This window comes from Delftia sp. HK171 (genome assembly GCF_001886655.1).
GTDB classification, from domain to species: Bacteria; Pseudomonadota; Gammaproteobacteria; order Burkholderiales; family Burkholderiaceae_C; genus Comamonas; species Comamonas acidovorans.
Genome location: NZ_CP018101.1, coordinates 1,572,906 through 1,593,967, shown reverse-complemented (window position 1 = coordinate 1,593,967; position 21,062 = coordinate 1,572,906). Strand labels below are relative to the sequence as shown.

At 67.1% G+C, this 21,062-nt stretch carries 20 protein-coding genes; 1 reads left to right on the top strand and 19 read right to left on the bottom strand.

The genetic code is table 11. From position 1 onward, the window contains the following. Nucleotides 1-43: 43 nt before the first annotated feature. The 13 genes from BO996_RS07220 to BO996_RS07160 form a co-directional block, all read right to left on the bottom strand. Entirely contained in the window at nt 44-1,588 is a 1,545-nt protein-coding gene (locus BO996_RS07220) for a class I adenylate-forming enzyme family protein (protein WP_071954390.1), read from the bottom strand. 85 nt (nt 1,589-1,673) lie between these two features. Then, complete coding sequence (locus BO996_RS07215) at nt 1,674-2,660, bottom strand: tripartite tricarboxylate transporter substrate binding protein (protein WP_012203334.1); 987 nt, start codon at nt 2,658-2,660, stop codon at nt 1,674-1,676. 125 nt (nt 2,661-2,785) lie between these two features. After that, nucleotides 2,786-3,718 carry an electron transfer flavoprotein subunit alpha/FixB family protein gene (locus BO996_RS07210; RefSeq protein ID WP_034390428.1) on the bottom strand — a complete coding sequence of 311 codons (933 nt, stop codon included), beginning with the start codon at nt 3,716-3,718 and terminating at the stop codon, nt 2,786-2,788. 13 nt (nt 3,719-3,731) lie between these two features. Next, the gene (locus tag BO996_RS07205; RefSeq protein WP_012203332.1) at nt 3,732-4,481 is read right to left on the bottom strand and encodes an electron transfer flavoprotein subunit beta/FixA family protein; all 750 of its coding nucleotides are present in this window, start codon (nt 4,479-4,481) and stop codon (nt 3,732-3,734) included. A 116-nt stretch (nt 4,482-4,597) separates the two neighbouring features. Then, nucleotides 4,598-5,572, bottom strand: a complete 975-nt coding sequence (locus BO996_RS07200; protein WP_012203331.1) for an NAD(P)H-dependent flavin oxidoreductase — start codon at nt 5,570-5,572, stop codon at nt 4,598-4,600. A 7-nt stretch (nt 5,573-5,579) separates the two neighbouring features. Further along, the gene (locus tag BO996_RS07195; protein WP_034390425.1) at nt 5,580-6,593 is read right to left on the bottom strand and encodes a Bug family tripartite tricarboxylate transporter substrate binding protein; all 1,014 of its coding nucleotides are present in this window, start codon (nt 6,591-6,593) and stop codon (nt 5,580-5,582) included. A gap of 65 nt (nt 6,594-6,658) precedes the next feature. Continuing rightward, a complete protein-coding gene (locus BO996_RS07190) occupies nt 6,659-7,678 on the bottom strand; it encodes a Bug family tripartite tricarboxylate transporter substrate binding protein (protein ID WP_013804145.1) in 1,020 nt (339 codons plus the stop codon). 118 nt (nt 7,679-7,796) lie between these two features. Beyond that, on the bottom strand, nt 7,797-9,053 hold the full coding sequence (locus tag BO996_RS07185; RefSeq protein WP_071954389.1) for a CaiB/BaiF CoA transferase family protein: 1,257 nt from the start codon (nt 9,051-9,053) through the stop codon (nt 7,797-7,799). A 42-nt stretch (nt 9,054-9,095) separates the two neighbouring features. Next, complete coding sequence (locus tag BO996_RS07180) at nt 9,096-9,896, bottom strand: oxepin-CoA hydrolase, alternative type (protein ID WP_013804147.1); 801 nt, start codon at nt 9,894-9,896, stop codon at nt 9,096-9,098. Between the two features lie 16 nt (nt 9,897-9,912). Further along, a complete protein-coding gene (locus BO996_RS07175) occupies nt 9,913-11,049 on the bottom strand; it encodes an acyl-CoA dehydrogenase family protein (protein WP_071954388.1) in 1,137 nt (378 codons plus the stop codon). 20 nt (nt 11,050-11,069) lie between these two features. After that, nucleotides 11,070-12,266 (bottom strand): acyl-CoA dehydrogenase family protein, encoded by a 1,197-nt coding sequence (locus BO996_RS07170; protein WP_071954387.1) that lies wholly within the window; start codon nt 12,264-12,266, stop codon nt 11,070-11,072. Between the two features lie 166 nt (nt 12,267-12,432). Beyond that, the gene (locus BO996_RS07165) at nt 12,433-13,614 is read right to left on the bottom strand and encodes an acetyl-CoA C-acyltransferase (protein ID WP_071954386.1); all 1,182 of its coding nucleotides are present in this window, start codon (nt 13,612-13,614) and stop codon (nt 12,433-12,435) included. A 108-nt stretch (nt 13,615-13,722) separates the two neighbouring features. After that, nucleotides 13,723-15,840 carry a 3-hydroxyacyl-CoA dehydrogenase NAD-binding domain-containing protein gene (locus BO996_RS07160; RefSeq protein WP_071954385.1) on the bottom strand — a complete coding sequence of 706 codons (2,118 nt, stop codon included), beginning with the start codon at nt 15,838-15,840 and terminating at the stop codon, nt 13,723-13,725. A 275-nt stretch (nt 15,841-16,115) separates the two neighbouring features. Here BO996_RS07160 and BO996_RS07155 point away from each other — a divergent pair, with 275 nt between their 5' ends. Next, nucleotides 16,116-17,027 (top strand): LysR family transcriptional regulator, encoded by a 912-nt coding sequence (locus BO996_RS07155; protein WP_071954384.1) that lies wholly within the window; start codon nt 16,116-16,118, stop codon nt 17,025-17,027. 1 nt (nt 17,028) lies between these two features. Here the strand turns inward: BO996_RS07155 and BO996_RS07150 are convergent, their stop codons facing one another. The 6 genes from BO996_RS07150 to BO996_RS07125 all read right to left on the bottom strand — a co-directional run bounded on the left by BO996_RS07150 (nt 17,029) and on the right by BO996_RS07125 (nt 21,032). Next, entirely contained in the window at nt 17,029-17,388 is a 360-nt protein-coding gene (locus tag BO996_RS07150) for a YXWGXW repeat-containing protein (protein ID WP_034398157.1), read from the bottom strand. Nucleotides 17,389-17,516: 128 nt separating this feature from the next. Further along, entirely contained in the window at nt 17,517-17,942 is a 426-nt protein-coding gene (locus BO996_RS07145; RefSeq protein ID WP_071954383.1) for a type II toxin-antitoxin system VapC family toxin, read from the bottom strand. After that, nucleotides 17,942-18,199, bottom strand: coding sequence for a type II toxin-antitoxin system Phd/YefM family antitoxin (locus BO996_RS07140; RefSeq protein WP_012203319.1), 258 nt, complete (start codon nt 18,197-18,199; stop codon nt 17,942-17,944). Before BO996_RS07140 ends, BO996_RS07145 begins: the two co-directional genes overlap by 1 nt. Nucleotides 18,200-18,353: 154 nt before the next feature. Beyond that, nucleotides 18,354-19,232: a protease HtpX gene (htpX, locus tag BO996_RS07135; RefSeq protein ID WP_013804154.1), complete on the bottom strand. Its 879-nt coding sequence runs from the start codon at nt 19,230-19,232 to the stop codon at nt 18,354-18,356. 82 nt (nt 19,233-19,314) lie between these two features. Beyond that, entirely contained in the window at nt 19,315-20,124 is an 810-nt protein-coding gene (locus BO996_RS07130; RefSeq protein ID WP_071954382.1) for a DUF3025 domain-containing protein, read from the bottom strand. Continuing rightward, nucleotides 20,121-21,032, bottom strand: coding sequence for an NYN domain-containing protein (locus BO996_RS07125; RefSeq protein ID WP_012203316.1), 912 nt, complete (start codon nt 21,030-21,032; stop codon nt 20,121-20,123). Before BO996_RS07125 ends, BO996_RS07130 begins: the two co-directional genes overlap by 4 nt. Nucleotides 21,033-21,062 lie beyond the last annotated feature (30 nt).

Genomic DNA, 21,062 nt, shown 5'->3' with positions numbered 1-21,062 from the left:
TGGACATCGTGGTGGACATCGTTTGGAGAAAGAATCCGTCGGTTCAGCGCCCCGTCGCGTACTGGTCGCGCAGCTCGCGCTTGAGCACCTTGCCGATGGCGCTGCGCGGCAGCTCGGCAATGAAGCGCAGGTCCGCCAGGCGCTGGGTCTTGCCGGCCCGCTGGTTGTACCAGCCCATGATGTCCTCGGGCAGGGCCGGCTGCCCCGCGCGCGACACCACGTAGGCCACGGGCGTCTCGCCCCATTGCTCGGACGGCACGCCGACCACGGCCACGTCGTCCACGGCCGGGTGGGCGCGCAGCTGGGTTTCCAGGTCGCTGGGGTAGATGTTGAAGCCGCCGCTGATGATCATGTCCTTGCGGCGGTCGAACAGGGTGAGGAATCCATCGGCATCGAAGCGGCCCACGTCGCCCGTGCGGATGAAGCGCTTGCCCGTGGGGTCGAACCATTCGGCCTCGCGCGTCTTGGCGGGCTGGCCGTGGTAGCCGGTCATCATGCTGGCCGAATGGCCCACGACCTCGCCATCCTCGCCGGGAGCGACCTCGCGGCCGTCCTCGTCGATGAGGCGGATGTCATGGCCCTCGGCGGGCTTGCCCACGGTGTGCAGCTTGTCCTGGTGCAGATGGGCTTCGAGGATGCAGGTGCCGCCGCCTTCGGTCATGCCGTAGAACTCGGTCAGGCTGCCGGGCCAGCGCGCCACCACGTCGGCCTTGAGCTCGGCCCGGAACGGCGCGCTGGTGCAGAACTTGGCGCGGAAGCTGGACAGGTCATGCTCGCCGAACTGCGGCAGCGCCATGATGCGCTGGTACTGCACGGGCACCAGCATGGTGTGGGTGACGCGGTGCTGCTGGGCCAGCTGCAGGTAGCGGGCCGCGTCGAATTTGGGCATCAGTACCACGCAGCCGCCGCTGCCCAGCGTGGGGAAGAACACCACCAGCGTGGTGTTGGAGTACAGCGGCGTGGCCAGCAGCGTCGTGCCCTCGGGGCCATAGCCGTAGACGCTGCCCCGGTTGATGTGGGCCCAGCGCATGCCGTGCGACTGCACGATGCCCTTGGGGGTGCCCGTGGTGCCCGAGGAATAGATGATGTTGAACGGCGCGGCCGGCTCCACGCTCACGGGCGCGGGCTGCGCGCCTTCGGGCGCCAGCCAGTCGTCAAAGGCCCGGCCGGGCGCGGCGCCGTCCAGCGAGATGCATTGCAGGGCGCTGTCGGCAGGCACCAGGTCCTGGGCCGCCTTGTCGAGGAACAGGTGGCGCGCCTGGGCATCGCGCAGCATGGAGGCCAGGCTGTCGGCCGTGGAGGACGGCGCCAGCGGCGCAACCACCACGCCCGCGCGCAAGGCGCCCAGGAACAGCGCGGCATAGCGCACCGAGTTCAACGCGCAGATGGCAATCGCCTGGCCAGGCTGCACGCCGTCGCGCTGCAGCGCGACGGCCACGCGGTCCATGAGGGCGTCAAGCTGCGCGTAGCTCAGCGTCTGCTGGTCGTCGCGCAGCGCGGCATGGGCAGGCTGCTGGCGCGCGTGGCTGCGGATCAGTTCGGCCAGCGTGGTGAAGGGCGCATCGGGCGAAGGCAGGGAGACAGTCATGAGGGACTCCGTTTCACGAATTCACGAATCTCAAGCGGACTGCGCCCGCCAGCCCCTGGCCCTGCGGGCGCATTGGAGGACAGGCCTACTTGGCGGCCAGGCCCAGGCGGTCGATCAGGACCTTGTCCTTGGCATAGGCCTCGCGCACCCACTGCGCATAGTCGGCGCCGGAGCGGTACCAGGCGTCCTGGTTCAGCTGCTTGAGCACCTCGATGTGGCGCGGGTCATCCATGGCCTTCTTGAAGGCGTCGTGCAGCTTGCGCACCACGGCCGGGTCCATGCCCTTGGGGCCGGCCAGTCCGTAGGGCGAGGTGGAGACCACGCCATAGCCCAGTTCCTTGGCCGTGGGCACGTCGGGCCAGCGCTGGGTGCGCTTTTCGCCGAAGGTCATGAGCAGGCGCATCTGGCCGCCATCCACATAGGTGTCCCAGCCCGAGGCATCGCTTTGCGCGGCCACGTGCCCGCCCAGCAGGGCCTGCTGCAGGTCGGCGTTGCCCTTGAAGGGCACGTGGTTGAGCGTGACCTTGGCGTTCTCGGCCAGCTCCTCCATCAGCAGGTGGGGCGAGGAGCCTATGCCGGTGGAGCCGTACTCGATCTTGCCGGGGCTCTTGCGCGCGGCGGCAATGTATTCGTTGAAGCTCTTGTAGGGCGAGTCCGAGCGCACCGTGAAGCCGAAGGTGTAGCCCGAGACGCCGATGATGTAGGTGAAGTCCGTGACCGGGTTCCAGGCCGTCTTCTGCATGTGCGCCATGCGCAGCATGGACATGGGGAACTGGGTGATGGTGTAGCCATCGGGCTTGGCCGTGCGGGACATGTTGCCCGGGCCCAGCGTGCCGCCCGCGCCGGGCTTGTTCTCCACGATGATGGTCTGGCCCAGCTGCTTGCCCGCGATGTCGGCCAGGGTGCGCATGTGGCGGTCGGTGGAGCCGCCTGCGGGGAAGGGCACGATCAGCGTGATCGGGCGCGTGGGAAAGTCGCTGGCCTGGGCCCATGCCGGTGCGCTGGCGCCCGTGGTGGCCACAAAGACAACAGCCGCAAGCGCAAGGCTGCGGCGGCCAATGGAAATCTGCATATCTGTCTCCTGCATCTCTGAACCAGGTGGGGCCGGGGCACATGCCTTGTGTGCCGCTCTGGCCAGGGCCCGGATGCTTCACCCGGGCCCGTTGGCACCGCCTCCCGGTGCGGTGCCTTGCGTTCTTACAGCGACTGCACCAGCTCGGGCACGGCCTGGAACAGGTCGGCCTCCAGGCCGTAGTCGGCCACCGAGAAGATCGGTGCCTCGGGGTCCTTGTTGATCGCCACGATCACCTTGGAGTCCTTCATGCCGGCCAAGTGCTGGATGGCGCCGGAAATACCGGCCGCAATGTACAGCTGGGGCGCGACGATCTTGCCGGTCTGGCCGACCTGCAGGTCGTTGGGCGCATAGCCTGCGTCCACCGCTGCGCGCGAAGCACCGATGGCGGCGCCCAGCTTGTCGGCCAGCGGGGTCATGACTTCGTTGAACTTCTCGCTGCTGCCCAGCGCGCGGCCGCCGGAGACGATGATCTTGGCGGCCGTCAGTTCCGGGCGGTCGTTCTTGGTGACCTCGCGGCCCACGAAGCTGCTCTTGCCGTTGTCGCCAGCGGCTGCCAGCTGCTCCACCTGGGCGCTGCCGCCCGTGGTGGCCGCTGCGTCAAAGCCCGTGCCGCGCACGGTGATGACCTTGATCTTGTCGCTGCTTTGCACCGTGGCAATGGCGTTGCCGGCGTAGATGGGACGCTCGAAGGTGTCAGCGCTGTCCACCTTGGTGATGTCGCTGATCTGGGCCACATCCAGCTTGGCGGCCACGCGCGGCGCGGCGTTCTTGCCGCTGGCGGTGGCGGGGAACAGGATGTGGCTGTAATTCGAGGCAATTGCCAGCACCTGGGCCGCAATGTTCTCGGCCAGGCCGTCCTTCAGGCTGGCGCCATCGGCGTGGATGACCTTGGACACGCCAGCGATCTGGGCCGCAGCCTGCGCAGCGGCGCCGGCATTCTCGCCCGCCACCAGCACATGCACGTCGCCGCCGCAGGCCAGGGCCGCAGTGACGGTGTTGAGCGTGGCGCTCTTGATGGAAGCGTTGTCGTGTTCTGCAATAACGAGGGATGTCATGTCGCTGTCTTCCTTAGATCACTTTGGCTTCGTTCTTGAGCTTGCTGACCAGGGTCGCCACATCGGGCACCTTCACGCCAGCGCCACGCTTGGCGGGCTCGGCCACCTTGAGCGTCTTCAGGCGCGGGGCGACATCGACGCCCAGCTCTTCAGGCTTGACCGTGTCCAACTGCTTTTTCTTGGCCTTCATGATGTTGGGCAGCGTGACGTAGCGCGGCTCGTTCAGGCGCAGGTCGGTGGTGATGACGGCCGGCAGGCTCAGGGCCAGGGTTTCCAGGCCGCCGTCCACTTCACGCGTGACATTCACCTTGTCGCCAGCGACTTCGACCTTGGAGGCGAAGGTGGCTTGCGGCAGGTCGGCCAGGGCCGCCAGCATCTGGCCGGTCTGGTTGGCATCGTCGTCGATGGCCTGCTTGCCCAGGATGATCAGGCCGGGCTGTTCCTTGTCCACCAGGGCCTTGAGCAGCTTGGCGACGGCCAGGGGCTGCAGCTCCTCGGTGGTCTCCACCAGGATGCCGCGGTCGGCACCGATGGCCATGGCCGTGCGCAGGGTTTCCTGGCACTGGGCCACGCCGCAGGAGACGGCGATGACTTCGGTGGCCACGCCCTTTTCCTTGAGGCGAACGGCTTCTTCGACGGCGATTTCGTCAAAGGGGTTCATGCTCATCTTGACGTTGGCGATGTCCACGCCCGTGCCGTCCGACTTCACGCGGACCTTCACGTTGTAGTCCACGACACGTTTGACGGGTACAAGGATTTTCATGAGAAAGCTCTTTCCTGGTTTTTGAAGTACGACCTACGCAAGAAGGAACAAGGCAAGCGGCTTGCCATGGGGCGCAGCACGTTGTCGCATCCTGTTTGCGTAAGCCCTATGGGCGGTCAGCGGGCCAGGCCTGCCAACCGCTCGTTGATCAGTGCATGGGCCTGGTCCATGATGCCGGAGATCAGCTGCTGGACCGTGGGCACGTCGTTGATCAGGCCGGCCACCATGCCACAGGACCAGACGCCTGCGTCCATGTCGCCGTCATGCATGATGCGCGGATAGACGCCGGCCACCTCGGGCGCGATGTCGGCAAAGGTGATGGCCGCGCCCAGCTCGCGCTCCTTTTGCAGCAGGCGCTCGGTGGCCGGGTTGGTCAGCACGCGCTCGGTGTTGCGCAGCGGGCGCATGACCAGGCGCGTGTCCAGCTCGCTGGCCGCGACGATGGCCTGCTTGACGTTGTCGTGCACGGGCGCTTCCTGGGTGGCGATGAAGCGCGTGCCCATGTTGATGCCCTCGGCGCCGAGCGCCAGCGCAGCCACCAGCGAGCGGCCGTCGGCCATGCCGCCCGAGGCGACAAAGGGAATCTTCAGTTCTTCGGCCGCGCGCGGCAGCAGGATGAAATTGGGGATGTCGTCCTCGCCCGGATGGCCTCCGCATTCGAAGCCGTCCACGCTGATGGCGTCGCAGCCGATGGCCTCGGCCTTGAGCGCATGGCGCACCGAGGTGCACTTGTGGATGACCTTGATGCCGGCTTCCTTGAGCGCGGGCAGCCATTTCTGCGGGTTGTTGCCCGCCGTCTCCACGACCTTGACGCCGCCTTCGATGATGGCCTTGACGTAGCCCGGGTAGTCGGGCGGGTTGACCGAGGGCAGGAAGGTCAGGTTGACGCCGAAGGGCTTGTCCGTCATCTCGCGGCAGCGCGCGATCTCGCGCGCCAGCAGTTCGGGCGTGCGCTGGGTCAGGCCCGTGATCAGCCCCAGGCCGCCCGCGTTGGAGACGGCGGCGGCCAGCTCGGCCAGGCCCACATGGTGCATGCCGCCCTGGATGATGGGGTGCTCGATGCCAAAGAGTTCGGTGATGCGTGTCTTCATGTCGATGTCACTCCACTGCAATGCCCTTGTCGCGGATCAGCTGGCCCCAGCGCGTGTAGTCCTGCTGGATGCGCTGGCCCAGCTGGGCGGGGTTCTGGTAGGCGGCGATGGCGCCTGCGTTGAGCAGCTTTTCCTGGATGTCCTTGTCGGCCAGGATCTGCTGCACTTCGCTGGCGATGCGGTCGACCACGGCCTTGGGCGTGCCCTTGGGCGCCAGCAGGCCGCCCCAGGAGACGGCGTCGTAGCCCTTGATGCCCTGCTCGGCAATGGTCTTGGTGTCGGGCAGCATGGCCACGCGCTGGGGCGATCCCACGGCGATGGCGCGCAGCTTGCCGGCCTGGATATGGGGCAGCGCGGCCACTAGGTCGGCATACATGATGGGCACCTGGCCGCCGATGGTGTCGGTGATGGCGGGCACGCCGCCCTTGTAGGGCACGTGCTGCATGTCGAAGCCGGCCATCTGCTTGAGCAGCTCCATGCTCAGGTGGCCGAAGCTGCCTGCGCCCGAGCTGGTGTAGTTGAGCGCGACCTTCTGCGCCTTGGCGTGGGCGATCAGGCTCTTGAGGTCGGTGACATCGGGCAGCAGCGTGGGGTTGACCACGATGACGATGGGCAGGTCATAGACCGTGGCCACGGGCGTGAAGTCCTTGACGGTGTCGTAGCCGGCCTTCTTGTACAGGTGCGGCGCCAGCAGCGTGGGCGTGGCCAGCATCATCAGCGTGTAGCCGTCGGCCGGGCTCTTGGCGACCTGCACGGCCGCGATGGAGCCGGAGGCGCCAGGGCGGTTTTCCACCACCACGGTCTGCTTGAGACGCTCGCCCAGCTTCTGGCCCACGATGCGCGATGCCGTGTCGGTGGGGCCGCCCGCCGGGAAGGGCACGACCAGCCGCAGCATCTTGCTGGGCCAGCCGGTCTCGGCCAGGGCGCCGCCGGCCAGGCCGGCCAGCAGCGGGGCTGCGGCCAGGGCCAGAACGCTGCGCCGCGTGGGGCGTGCCGGGGATGCGGGATTGCGCGTGTACATGAAGTCTCCTCTCAAAGCTGTCTCAGCAGTCGTCGGTGGCGGCCCGCTGCCGCGGGCCGGAAAAATCAATCAAGCTTCGCGCCGGCTTCTTCCACCAGCGCCTTCCAGATCGGCATGTCGCGCTGGTAGTTCTCGCGGAAGGCCTGCGGGCTGTTCATCAGCGGCATGAAGCCTGCTCCCACGGTGCGCTCCAGCACCTTGGGGTCCTTGGCGATTTCGCGCAGGTGGCCGTAGAGCTGGTCCACGATCTCCTTGGGCACGCCGGCCGGTGCGCCCATGGCCACCCAGCCGTAGATGGCGTAGGCGTCGTCGGTCACGCCCTGTTCATGGATGGTGGGCAGCTTGGGCAGGATTTCCATGCGCTCCTTGCCGGTGACGCCGATGGCCTTGAGCTTGCCCGAGTCGATGAAGGGCTTGGTGTTGAGCGCGCTGGAAAAGCACATCTGCAGCTGGCCGCCGATCAGCTCCTGGATCATGGGCGCCTCGCCCTTGTAGGCGGCGTGGGTCATGTCGGCGTCCATGGTCTTGCTCATGTAGGCACCGGCCAGGTGGGCATACGAGCCCACGCCCCAGGAGCCGTACGAGAGCTTGCCCTTGTTGGCCTTCACGTAGGCCAGCAGCTCCTTCATGTTGTTGGCCGGCACCGAGGGATGGACCACCAGGGTGACGGGCGCCGCCGCGATCTGGGTGACCAGGGCGATGTCCTTTTGCGGGTTGTAGGGCAGCTTGGTGTAGAGGAACTGGTTGATCAGCATGGAGGTGCTGAGCGAGACCAGCAGGGTGTGGCCATCGGCGGGCGCCTTGACCACGGCGTCCGTGCCCAGGATGCCGGCCGCGCCCGCGCGGTTGTCGATGACCACGGGCTGGCCCACGCGCTTGGCCAGGGCCTCGCCGATGGTGCGCGCAATGATGTCGGTGGCGCCGCCCGCGTTGAAGGGCACGACCACGCGGATGGGCTTGGTGGGCCACGCTGCCGGCTTGCCGGCCTGTGCGAGGGCGCTGGTGGCGCCCGTGGCCAGCAGGCTGGTGCCGCCGATGGCGGCCAGCCCTTGAAGAATGTCGCGGCGTGTGACTTGGTTGCTCATGGTTTTGTCTCCTGGGTATTGCTGTCTATGGGTGCCGTCTTGGTGCGGCATGCAAACCTGGCGGGTCGGGAGCCGGGCATCAATGGCCCCCGTGGAATCAGTCGCGTGATCGGTCCTCTTATCCCTGTTGCGCAGGCGTCTCGGGCAAGGTCAGCACGCCCTTGGACTGCAGCTGCTGCAGCTGCTCGTCGCTCAGGCTCAGCAGCCGGTGCAGCACCTCGCGCGTGCCCTCGCCCAGCGTGGGCGGTGCATGGCGGATGGGCAGGCGCTGGCCGTCCAGGCGGTAGGGCGGCGCGAACACGGGCGTGGTGCCGACCACGGGGTGGGGCATGTCCTGCAGCAGGCCGCCACGGCGCGTGCGCTCGCTGGTCAGGGCCTCGTGCAGGCCGGCCACGCGGCCGCAGGGGATGCCGGCGGCCGTCAGGCGCTCCAGCAGCAGATCGCGCGGGAAGGAGCGGATCAGCTCCTTGAGCATGGGGCCCAGCTCCAGACGGTTCTTGGCGCGGTTGACGTTGGTGGAGAAACGCTCGTCCTCGACGATGTCGGGGCGCATCACCACCTGGCGGCAGAACTTGTCGAACTGGGCGTTGTTGCCCACGGCGATGATCAGCGGGCCGTCGGCCGCCTCGTACATGCCGTAGGGAACGATGGAGGGGTGGGCATTGCCGTAGCGCTCGGGGTCGTGGCCGAGCTGCATGGCGTCCAGGCCGTAGTAGCCGGTGATCATGATGCCGCTGTCGTACAGCGCCATCTCGATGAGGCGGCCCTTGCCCGTGCGCTCGCGGCGGAACAGCGCGGCCAGGATGGCCTGGGCCGCGTACATGCCGGTCATGAGATCGACCACGGCCACGCCGAACTTGAGCGGCGGCGTGCCGGCCTCGCCGTTGAGCGCCATGAGGCCGGCCTCGCCCTGGATGACCAGGTCGTAGCCGGGGCGCTTGGCCTCGGGGCCGCTGCTGTCATAGCCGGCCACGGCGCAGTAGATGATGCCGGGCTTGATGGCCTTGAGCTGTTCGTAGCCCAGGCCCAGCTTCTCGGCGCCGCCGGTCTTGAAGTTGTGGATGACCACGTCGAACTGGGGCAGCAGGTCGTGGACGATCTTCACGCCCTCGGGGGTCTGCAGGTCCAGCGTGATGGACCGCTTGTTGCGGTTCATGCTGTTGTAGTAGGTGGTCTCGGTCTTGCCGATGCGCAGGCCCCAGTCGCGCGTGTCGTCGCCGCGGCCCGGGTGCTCGACCTTGACCACTTCGGCGCCGAAGTCGGCCAGCACCATGCCGCACAGCGGCCCCGCGAACACGCGCGAGAGGTCGAGCACGCGCACACCCTCCAGCGGGAAGTCGATGTCCTGGTTCTGATCGTTGTGGCTGTCGGCCATGTGCGTTGTCTCCTTGGAAAGTCTTTTAGGTCTTGAGCGGTTTCAGCCGCGCAGTTTGGTGAAGTCGGCAGCGCGCTTTTCGAGGAAGGCGCCAATGCCTTCGCGCGATTCCTCGCTCTCCTGCGAGCGCACCATGTACTGCGCCTCCAGCTCCAACTGCTCTTCCAGCGTGTTGCGCGGCGCCTGGCGGCACAGGTCCTTGATCAGGGCCATGGCCTGGTCGGGGCCGGTGGCCACCTGGGCGGCCAGCGCCACGGCGTCGGCCTGGGCCTGGCCCGGTTCGGACAGGCGGTTGACGGGGCCCAGGGCATGCAGGCGCTCGCCGCTGATGCGCTCGCCGGTCAGGCACAGCTCGGTCAGCACCTGGCGCGAGACGAACTCGGCCAGGAAGGCGGTGGCGCCGCCATCGGGCGTGAGGCCGACCTTGACGTAGGCGACCGAGAACACGGCGTTCTTCGCCGCCACCAGCATGTCGCAGGCCAGGGCCAGCGACAGGCCCGCGCCGGCCGCCGCGCCTTCGACGGCGGCGATCACGGGCTTGGGAAAGTCGCGCACGCTGCGGATCAGGTCATGCAGGCCTTCGAGCTTGGCGCGTCGCTCCTGCACCGGCAGCTCGCGGCGCTTGGCCAGCTGGCGCAGGTCGCCGCCCGCGCAGAAGTGGCCGCCCTCGCCCGTGAGCACCACGGCGCCCACGGTGGGGTCGGTCGCCGCGCTCTTGAGCGCCGCCGAGACGGCCGCGTAGAACTCGGGCGACAGCGCATTGCGCGCGGCCACGTTGTTGTTGGACAGCACCAGCACGGCGCCTTCGCGGCGGGTCAGCAGGACTTGGTTCGCTTCGGTCATGGCGGCTTTCCTTGGCTCAGTGTTGCGAGCCGAGTGCGATGTAACGCGACAGATGGTGGTCCTCGTCGCCGAACTGGTGGTCGATCATGACCAGGCGCTTGGCGTAGTGGGCCAGGGGCAGCTCCCAGGTCATGCCGATGCCGCCATGCATCTGGATGCTTTCCTCGGCCACCACGGTGCCGATGCGGCCGATGCTGTACTTGGCGGCCGACAGGGCCTTCTCGCGCGCCACGCGGTCTTCGTCCGCAATGGCGGCGGCCGCGTTGATCACGGCCGAGCGCGCCTGCTCCACTTCCAGCAGCAGGTCGGCCATGCGGTGCTGCAGGGCCTGGAAGCTGCCGATGGGCACGCCGAACTGCTTGCGCGTGCGCAGGTACTCCAGCGTCTGGTCCTTGGCCACGTCCATGGCGCCCACGGCCTCGGCGATCAGCGCCAGCACGGCGTAGCCGCTGATACGTTCCAGCAGGGACAGGCCCTGGCCTTCTTCGCCCAGCAGGGCGTCTGCCCCGACCTGCACCTTGTCCAGCACCAGCTCGGCCGCGCGGCCGCCCTCGATGCGGTTGTAGCCGCGCTTGGCGATGCCTGCGGCATTGCCGGGGACCAGGAACAGGCTGATGCCGGCCTCGTCGTACTGGCTGCCCGAGGTGCGGGCCGAGACCAGCAGCAGGTCGACCTTCTCGCCGAAGGCGACCACGCCCTTGGCACCGTTCAGCACCCAGCCGTCGCCGCTGCGCACGGCCGTGGTGGCGACGTTGTTGAGCTCGTAGTGGCTGCCGGGCTCGTCATGGGCCAGGGCCGCAATGGACGTGCCGTCGATGATGGCTGCCAGCTGTTCCTTTTGCGCATCGCTGCCAGCCGCGATCAGGGCCTGGCCCACGACCAGGGCGCCCAGCAGCGGCTCGGCCACCAGGCCACGGCCCAGGCATTCGAAGACCACGCTGATGTCGAAGCCCTGGCCGCCGAAGCCGCCAGCGTCTTCCGGGAACAGCGCGCCGATGGCGCCGATGTCCGCGAACTGCCCGTACAGCAGCGGGCTGTGGCCTTCCTCGCCATAGGCGACGTGGTTGCGCGCCTCGATGGCGTACTGCTCGGAGACGAAGCGGTTGAGGCTGTCCGCCAGCATGCGGCGGTCTTCGGTGTGTTCGAAGTTCATGTTCCGTTTTCCTTGCCGGATCAGAGGCCGAGGATCATCTTGGAGATGATGTTCTTCTGGATTTCGTTGGAGCCGCCGAAGATCGACAGCTTGCGGTAGTTGAAGTACGCGGCGGCGGCCGTGGCGGCAGCCGCGTCGCCGATGGCGGGCTGGTCGTAGCCGGCCTGCAGGGCCTCTTCGATGAAGGGCGCGGCGTAGGGTCCCATGGCGCGGCGCACCAGGGACAGGATTTCCTGGCGGATCTCGGTGCCGCGGATCTTGAGCATGGAGCTTTCGGCGCCCGGCACGCCGCCGCCGGCCACGGCGGCGATCACGCGCAGGTTGGTGGTCTTCATGTTCTCCAGGTCGATCTCGACCTTGGCCAGGCGGGCCGCGAACAGCGGGTCCTGCGTCAGCGGCTTGCCGTTGCGCAGCATGCGGCCGGCGACGGCCTTGAGCTTTTCCAGGCCGGCCACCGAGAAGCCCACGCCCGCGATGTTGGTGCGCTCGTAGGTCAGCAGGTACTTGGCGTAGGTCCAGCCCTTGTTCTCTTCGCCGACCAGGTTCTCCACGGGCACCTTGACGTCGGTGAAGAAGACTTCGTTGACCTCGTGCTCGCCGTCCAGCGTGATGATGGGGCGCACTTCCACGCCGGGCGAGTTCATGTCCACCAGCAGGAAGCTGATGCCCTGCTGCGCCTTGGCCTCGCGGTTGGTGCGCACCAGGCAGAAGATCATGTTGGCGTGCTGGCCCAGCGTGGTCCAGGTCTTCTGGCCGTTGACGATGTAGTGATCGCCATCGCGCACGGCAGACGTCTTGACCGAGGCCAGGTCCGAACCCGAACCCGGCTCCGAATAGCCCTGGCACCACCAGTCGGCGCCATTGAGGATGCGCGGCAGCCAGTGGGCCTTCTGCGCCTCGTTGCCGTACTTGATCAGGACGGGGCCCAGCATGCTCAGCCCAAAGGGCACGATGCGCGGCGTGCCCGCCAGTGCGCATTCATGCTCGAAGATGAATTTCTGCACCGCGCTCCAGCCCGGGCCGCCGTGCTGCTCGGGCCAGTGGTTGGCCAGCCAGCCGCGCTCGTTGAGGATGGCGTGCCAGCGCTCCATGTCCTGCTTGCTCAGCTGCAGGCCGTTCTTGACCTTGTGCGACAGGTCCTCGGGCAGCTTGTCCTTGAGGAAGCCGCGAACCTCGTCGCGGAAGGCCAGTTCTTCAGTCGTAAATTGCAAATCCATTGCTATTCCCCAGTAATCCGTGGCGTTGTAAGCCGTTTGCAGCCCTGAAATTGGCGTGCCCTAAGCGAGGGACGCCGAGCAAGGGCCGCCCCGCAGCAAGGGCGTCGTTCCCCTCCCGCGAAGCGAGAGAGGGGGAAGCGGCGCCAGCCGCTCAGGGGGTGCTTATTCAATAAATTTCGAACAGGCCTGCGGCGCCCATGCCACCTGCGATGCACATGGTGACCACGCCCCACTTGGCCTTGCGGCGCCGGCCTTCCAGCAGGATGTGGCCCGCCAGGCGCGCACCCGTCATGCCGAAGGGGTGGCCGATGGAGATGGCGCCGCCGTTGACGTTCAGGCGCTCGTTGGGAATGCCCAGCTTGCGCTGGCAGTACAGGGCCTGGGAGGCGAAGGCCTCGTTGAGTTCCCACAGGTCGATGTCCTCGACCTTGAGGCCGTGGCGCGCCAGCAGCTTGGGGACCGCGAAGACGGGGCCGATGCCCATTTCGTCAGGCTCGCAGCCGGCCACGGCAAAGCCGCGGAAGGCGCCCAGCGGAGACAGGCCCAGGCGCTCGGCCTGCTTGGCTTCCATCAGCACGCAGGCCGACGATCCATCGGACAGCTGCGAGGCATTGCCGGCCGTGATGAACTGGTCCGGGCCCTTGACGGGTTCCAGCTTGGCCAGGCCTTCCAACGTGGTGGAGGCGCGGTTGCAGTTGTCCTTGGTGGCGACCACGTCGCGGTAGGTGATCTCGCCCGTGTCCTTGTTCTTCTCGGCCATGCGTGTGGCGCAGGCAATGATTTCGTCCTTGAACAGGTCGGCGGCCTGGGCGGCGGCCGTGCGCTGCTGGCTTTGCAGCGAGAAGGCGTCCTGGTCCTCGCGGCTGATGCCGTAGCGGCGCGCCACGATGTCGGCCGTGTCGATCATGGCCATGTACAGCGCGGGCTTGTGCTCGACCAGCCAGGGGTCCATGTCGGTGGGCAGGTTGTTGCCGGGGCGGATGCCCGAGATGGTCTCGACGCCGCCGGCCAGCATGGCGTCCACGCCCTCAGCCACGATGCGGCCCGCCGCGATGGCGATGGACTGCAGGCCCGAGGCGCAAAAGCGCGTGATGGTCGTGCCCGCGATGGACAGGGGCAGCTCGGCGCGCAGCACGGTCTGGCGGCCCAGGTTGCGGCCCTGGAAGCCGTCGGGGTTACCGCAGCCCAGGATCAGGTCCTCGATCATGGCCGGGTCGATGCCCGAGCGCTCGACCGCGGCCTTGACCGAGAAGGCCGCCAGCTGGGCGGCGGGCGTGACGTTGAACTCGCCGCGGTGCGACTTGGTCAGGGGCGTGCGGGCAGTGGAAACGATGACGGCTTCGCGCATGGTCGGTCCTTGCTTGTCTCTGGAAAATTGTTGTGGTTGTGCACGGCCCTGCCCGCTCTGCGTTGGACGGAGCGGGTCAAGGGCATGGCGGGGAAACGCGGGGGCGGCTTACGCTGCCTTGTTCAAGCTTTCGAAATCGCGGCCTTCGGCGACCAGCTTTTCGAGCAGGGGAGCGGGCTTCCAGAACAGCGCGTCTTCCTTGGCGAATTCGCGGATGTCGGCCAGCACCTTGTCCAAACCTTGCATGTCGGCCCACTTCATGGGGCCGCCACGAAAGCGCGGGAAGCCGTAGCCGGACAGGAAGGTCACGTCCACGTCCAGCGGGCGCAGGGCAATGCCCTCCTCCACCACCTTGGCGCCTTCGTTGACCATGGCGGCCATGTAGCGGCGCATGATTTCCTCAGGGGTGAACTTGCGCGGCGTCACGCCCTTCTTGGCGCGCTCGGCATCGACGATGGCCAGCACTTCGGGGTCGGGCTGGCCGACGCGTGCGCCCTGCGGGTAGAGGTAGAAGCCACGGCCCGTCTTCTGGCCGAACCAGCCGCGCTCGCAGACGCGGTCGGCCACTTCGACATAGCGGGCCTTGGGATCGCGCGTGGCAGCGCGCCGCTTGCGCGTGGCCCAGCCGATGTCGCCGCCGGCCAGGTCGGTGACCTGGAACGGGCCCATCGGGTAGCCGAAGCCGCGCACGGCCTCGTCGATCTCGTAGGGGCTGGCGCCGTCTTCCATGATGTAGTCGGCAGCCTGCTTGTAGACGGCCAGGATGCGGTTGCCGATGAAGCCGTCGCAGACGCCGGCACGCACGGGCACCTTCTTCATGCGCTTGGCCAGCTCGAAAGCCGTGGTCACCACGTCGGGCGCCACCTTGGCGGGCACCACGATCTCCAGCAGCTTCATGATGTTGGCGGGGCTGAAGAAGTGCAGGCCGATCACGTCCTGCGGGCGCGAGGTGGCGGCGGCAATGGCGTCGATGTCCAGGTAGGAGGTGTTGGTGGCCAGCACGGCGCCGGGCTTGCAGACGCGGTCCAGTTCCTTGAACACGGCCTTCTTGACTTCGAGGTCCTCGAACACGGCCTCGATCACCAGGTCCACATCCTTGATGTCGTCATAGGAGGTGCTGGGCGTGTAGCGCGCCATGACGGCGGCCTTGGCCTCCTCGGTCATGCGGCCCTTGGCGATCAGGCCGTTGTAGACCTTCTCCACATTGGCCTGGCCGCGCGCGATGGAGTCGGCGTCGCGCTCGATCATGGTCACCGTGAGGCCCGCGTCCAGCGCGGACACCGTGATGCCGGCGCCCATGGTGCCGCCGCCGATGACGGCGATCTTGGCAAAGTGGCGCGGCGCGGCAGCCTTGGCCTCGGGAATCTTGGCGGTTTCGCGCTCGGCGAAGAAGGCGTGGATCAGGCCGGCGCGCTGCGGGCTGTTCAGGCATTCCACGAACAGGGCACGCTCCTTGGCGATGCCTTCGTCGAAGGGCAGCTCCACGGCGGCGCGCACGCATTCCACGATCTTCAGCGGCGAGAACAGGCCGCGGCTCTTCTTGGCGGTCTCTGCGGCCAGCGCGTCGAGTTCGGCCAGGGCGGCAGCCTTGTCGGCGATTTCAATGTCACGCGTGCGGCGCGGCGCGGTATTGGTTGCCAGCAGCTCGTTGGCGTAGGCCAGGCCTGCGGCCGTGGCGTCAGTGCCGTCCACCAGCTTGTCCACCAGGCCGGCGGCCAGCGCGGCCTTGGCCGACAGGTGCTTGCCGCTGAGCATGAGGTCGGCTGCCGCCTTCACGCCCATCAGGCGCGGTGCGCGCTGCGTGCCGCCGGCGCCGGGCAGCAGGCCCAGGTTGACTTCGGGCAGGCCAAGCTTGGCAGCCGGCAAAGCCAGGCGGTAGTGGGCCGACATGGCCACTTCCAGGCCGCCGCCCAGGGCCGGGCCATGGATGGCGGCGACCACGATCTTGTCGGAGGCTTCAAGGCGATTGAGCACCTCGGGCAGCGAGGGCGGCATGGCGGGCTTGCCGAATTCGCGGATGTCTGCTCCGGCGATGAAGGCCTTGCCCTCACCCACGATGAGCACGGCCTTCACGGCGGCATCCGATTCGGCCTGCTCCACGGCAGCCAGCAGGCCGGCGCGCACGGCCTGGCCCAGGGCATTCACGGGGGGGTTGTTGATGCTGACCACCAGCACGGCACCATCAAGGCGGGTCTGGACCACGGAAGCCTGGGCTTGTTCGCTCATCTGTATGTCTCCGAACTTGGGTTTTCCACTCAAAACATCCATTCTTGCCACGACAATGGTTCTTTACAATCCCATGAATGATTGACAGACTGTAAAAAAATCTTTGACATTGAAGCGCTTGCGCGCCTTCCCCCCTCTATTTGCTGCGCGAGGAGGGGGACGACACCATCGCTGCAGGGCGGCACGGCCGGCGTAGGCCCTTGCTCGGTGTCCCTGGTTTTGGAGCCCCGCCCATTTCATAGGCTGTGGGCGAAGCAAAGTATCTGGACATATCCATGGATCTGAACTCCCTGACCCTGCTGGTGGAAATCATCGATAGCGGCAATCTGAGCCAGGCGGCGCGCAAGCTGAAGATGACGCGGGCCAATGTGAGCTATCACCTGACGCAGCTGGAAAAATCGGTGGGGGTGCAGCTGGTGCGGCGCACCACGCGGCGCGTGGAGCCGACCGAGGTGGGGATGCGGATGTACGAGCATGGCCGCGCGATCCAGAACGAGATGATGTCGGCGCGCGAGACGATCACGTCGCTGGGCCAGGGGATGGCAGGCCGCGTGGGGCTGAGCGTGCCCAGCGGCTATGGGCAGATCGTGATGAGCGACTGGCTGATCGAGTTCAAGCGGCTGTATCCGGGCATCGTGCTGGATGTGCTGTTCGAGAACCGCGCCGACCATTTGCGCGACGAGGTGGACATCGCCATCCGCGTGATCCAGGAGCCGCCGCTGTCGGTGATTGCGCGCAGCCTGGGCAATGTGCACTACGTGGCCTGCGCCTCACGCGAGTATGCGCAGCAGCACGGCCTGCCCACCACGCTGTACGAGCTGCGCAACAGCCCCCTGATCACGGCCGGCGTGATGGGCCGCCAGCTGCGCCTGTCGGCCTACCAGGGGACGGACCGCCAGGAGGTGCTGCTGGCGCCGACCATGATCTCCGAGCACTTCCCCTTCCTGCGCCAGGGCATTCTGGCGGGCCTGGGCGTGGGCCTGGTGCCCGACTACGTGGTGCAGGACAAGGTGGCCAGCGGCGAGGTGGTGCTGACCCTGCAGGAGTACCGGCTCAGCATCTTCGGCACCCACATGTACCTGCTGTACCTGCCCGACCGTCATCAGACGCGGGCCGTGCGCACCTGCATCGACTTCCTGCTGGCCAAGGCCGGCCAGGGCGGCAGCGGCGACGCTGCCGCCACCTGACTCAGCGGCGGTACCAGCCGCCCGGGCGCTGGTACCAGCCACGCGGGCCATGGTCCCAGCCGTGCGGACGCCAGCCATAGCCGGGGTGCGGCGGCGCGGCCCAGTAACCGGGGCGCCAGGCATAGCGGCCGCCACCCCAGCCCCAGGAGCCGCCGATCCAGACATGAACCGGCGAGGGAGCGACCGGAATGACCTCGGTCTGCAGCGGCGGCGGCGCCATGGGCGCGTAGACCACCTCGCCCGAAGGACCTACGGGATAGGCAGGCGCCACCACGCAGCCGGTCAATGCCACAGTGGCGGCAGCCAGGACCAGGGCCGGAACCAGGCGACGGCCCGGCGTTTGAATCGATACAGACTTCACGATGCACTCCTGGCCGCGCTTAGTGCGGCCATGCAGATACAACGAAAAAGCCCCTGCCGGTTGTTGACAGGGGCTTGTGAAGCCTGGGTAAAGATCAAGTCTGGCTGTACGTGAGGTTGAGACGGGCCCTACATCCAAGGGTTCAAGACGCGCACTCCATGAACATGGAAGGGCTCGAAATCCTTGATGTTGCGAGTGACCACGCACAAGCCATGCACCTTCGCCGTGGCCGCGATCAGGCTGTCGGCCAGCGGGCGCGGCGCAGGCACGTGGTAGGCCGCGTTTTCCATGGCAACCATCGCATCCACAGGCAGCACACGCCCCTGAAAGGCCGTGAACACGCGTTCCACCAGCCAGCGGCGCAGCACCTGCCCGGCAATCGGGTCTTGCCGGGCTTTCAACTGCACGCCTTTCTCCAGCTCCATCAGCGTGATCGCGCTGATGAAAAGGGAGTCGGCCGCGACCGATTGCGCCCAGGCCACAACGCCATCGTTCGCGCGGCCCGACGATGCCTTGCGCAGTTCGGAAACGATGTTGGAGTCCACCAGATACATCAGGACAGGTCCACGGCGCGCGGCAAATCCTTCGTGCGCTCAATGTCGAAATCGATATCGGCGGCCTCGGGCATGGCCAGCAACTGAAGAATGTTCCGGGTCTGCCCCGACAGTTCACGGAATTTCTCAATGCTCATCAGCACGTGGGCAGGTTGCCCCCGGTCCAGGATGTAGACCACGTCATCACCGCTGGCCGCTTTCTTGGCAGCGGAAACATGCTGATTGAATTCACGGCTGCTGAAGGTCGAAATCTGCATGACGCACCTCCGTCAAAGAAAATGCTTGTACGTTACTACATTCGCATAAATGCAGCACCGGACAAGCATTTCTGATGGGGCTTCGGGAAGCGGAGCCCAGTCGATGACCGGGCCCCCACTGGACAGGTTCCAGCGTGTCGAACCTGATGCTGAATCAGAGGTTCTGCGCGTTCTGCAGGGCGGCAATGCGCTCTTCGATCGGCGGGTGGGTCGAGAACAGCTTGCCGATGCCGCCGGCAATGCCCATGGCGGCCACGCTCTTGGGCAGCTCGCCGGGGTGCATGCCGCCCAGGCGGGCCAGGGCATTCATCATGGGCTGCTTGCGGCCCATGAGCTGGGCGGCGCCCGCGTCGGCGCGGAATTCGCGCTGGCGCGAGAACCAGGCCACGATGATGGCGGCCAGGAAGCCCAGCACGATGTCCAGCACGATGGTGGTCACGTAGTAGCCGATGCCGGGGCCCGAGCTGCTTTCGTCGTTCTTGCGCAGGAAGCTGTCCACGGCATAGCCGATGACGCGCGACAGGAAGACCACGAAGGTGTTCATCACGCCCTGGATCAGGGTCATGGTCACCATGTCGCCATTGGCGATGTGGGCGACCTCGTGGCCGATCACGGCCTCCACCTCTTCGCGCGTCATGCCTTCCAGCAGGCCCGTGGACACGGCCACCAGGGCCGAGTTCTTGAAGGCGCCGGTGGCGAAGGCATTGGGCTCGCCCTCGTAGATGCCGACTTCGGGCATGCCGATGCCGGCACGGTCGGCGAAGCCGCGCACGGTGTTGACGATCCAGGCCTCATCAGCGTTGCGCGGCTCGTTGATCACGTGCACGCCCGAGCTCCACTTGGCCAGCGGCTTGGAGATCAGCAGCGAGATGATGGCGCCGCCAAAGCCCATGATGAAGGCGAAGCCCAGCAGGGCCCCGAGGTTCAGGCCATTGGAAGTCAGGAAGCGGTTGACGCCCAGCAGGCTGGCGACGATGCCCAGCACCACCACGACGGCGACGTTGGTCAAAAGAAAAAGTGCGATGCGTTTCATCAGTGGGTTCTCCACAAAGTGGGGAAAGGGGGAAGGATCTGGGCCCTGCAGCGTTGAAAAGTGAGGGCCCCACCGGCTGTTTTCAAGCCGGGTCCTGCGCCGTTGTCATTCCTTGTTGTGATGCTTGTGCGGAACGGGGCGCCCGGAACACGAGAGAGTCATCATAGAAGGAAAAGTTCTCGTTCTCGTGGCACCAGCCGGGCACGCCCAGCACGGGCAAGGGTGCAAAAGGCTTGCACGCCAGCGTGTCGGCCTCCAGCCAGATGCTGCCGGCTAGCCAGGCGTCGATGTCCGACGTGGCGGGGCCTGCCGTGGCGCCTGCACCATCCGTGTGCACGCACAGCACATGGGCCGTGATGGGCTTGCGCGGCTGCACCAGCTTTTCCAACAGCGCATGGCCTATGGGCAGCAGCCTGGCCTGCCGCCACAGTGCGCGCTGCTCCACGAAGAGCTGGTGCCAGCGCCGGTGGCGCAGCGCCTCGCACAGCGCGGCCGGCGCCAGCAGCAGGGCGCCGTTCTCGTCCAGCACGGTGACGGCATCGCGCAGCGGCCCGCGCTGCGCGCCCACGCCCGCCTGGGCAATGGCACGGGCCTGCAGGGCATTGCAGCGCTGCTTGAGCGCGGGCCAGCGCAACCAGATCAGGCCGTTGAAGAAATCATGCAGGTTGTCGCGCGTGGGGATGCAGCGCGTCTCGAAGATGAACTGCTCGTAGGCCTTGCCTTCGGGCAGATCGTGCTGGGGCACAAAGCGCCAGGGCAGCGCCTGTGCGTCGGCCAGTGACTGCAGGGCCTGCCAGACCGGCCGGCCCTGCGCCACCTGCAGGCAGGCCGCCCTGCCCTGCGCTTGCAGCCCCTGCAGCCAGGGCGCATTCCAGTCGATGGGAAACGTCAATTGCCGGACGGCCTGGACTGGGCCTTGGCCAGGCGCTTGTCGCGCACGGCCACGCGCGAGGTGCCCTCGTCGCGCATCTCGAAGGCCTGCGTGGCCGCCAGCAGCTTGGTGAGCGTGGCGTAGCCGTAGTTGCGCGCATCGAACGAGGCCTTGTTGCCGATCTGCGCGCCCACGGCGCCCACATGGGCCCAGCCGCTTTCGTCCTGCGTGGCGTTGACGGCGCTGCGCAGCATGGCCAGCAGCCGCTTGTCCTGGCGCAGTTCCTGGCTGGGAACGCGCAGACAGGGACGCTGGGGCTGGGCCTGGGGTTCTGCCGAGGGTTCGTTCTCGGCCTGGGCCGGCGCACGCTCCTTTCCAGCGCCGTTCGGCGGCTGGGGAGCGGTAGCCACCGCAGCTGCAGCCACGGGCGGCACCGCCGCCTGGCCCGCCTCATGCGCGGCGTCCTGGCCATTGCCGTTGGCGGGCGCCGCCTCGCCCAGCGCCTCCAGGTACAGAAAGCGCGAGCAGGCATTGACGAAGGGCTGGGGCGTCTGCGCCATGCCAAAGCCGTAGACGGCCGCGCCCTTGGAGCGCAGGTGCATGACCAGCGGGGTGAAGTCGGCGTCGGAGGAGACGATGCCGAAGGCGTCGGGCCGCTCGGTGTAGAGCAGCTCCATGGCGTCCACGGTCATCGCCATGTCGGTGGCGTTCTTGTGCTTGGAGTAGTCGAACTGCTGCATGGGCCGCAGTGCGAAATCGAGCAGCTTGCGCTGCCAGCCGCTGAGCGAATGCTTGGTCCAGTTGCCGTAGGCGCGGCGGATGTCGATGACGCCGAAGGTCGACAGCTCGGTCAGGATCTCGTCGATCATCTCGGCCGGCGCGTTGTCGGCGTCGATCAGCAGGGCGATGCGCGGTTGCGGCTCAGGCATGGCAATCCTCTGGCGGGTGGCAGTCCCGCC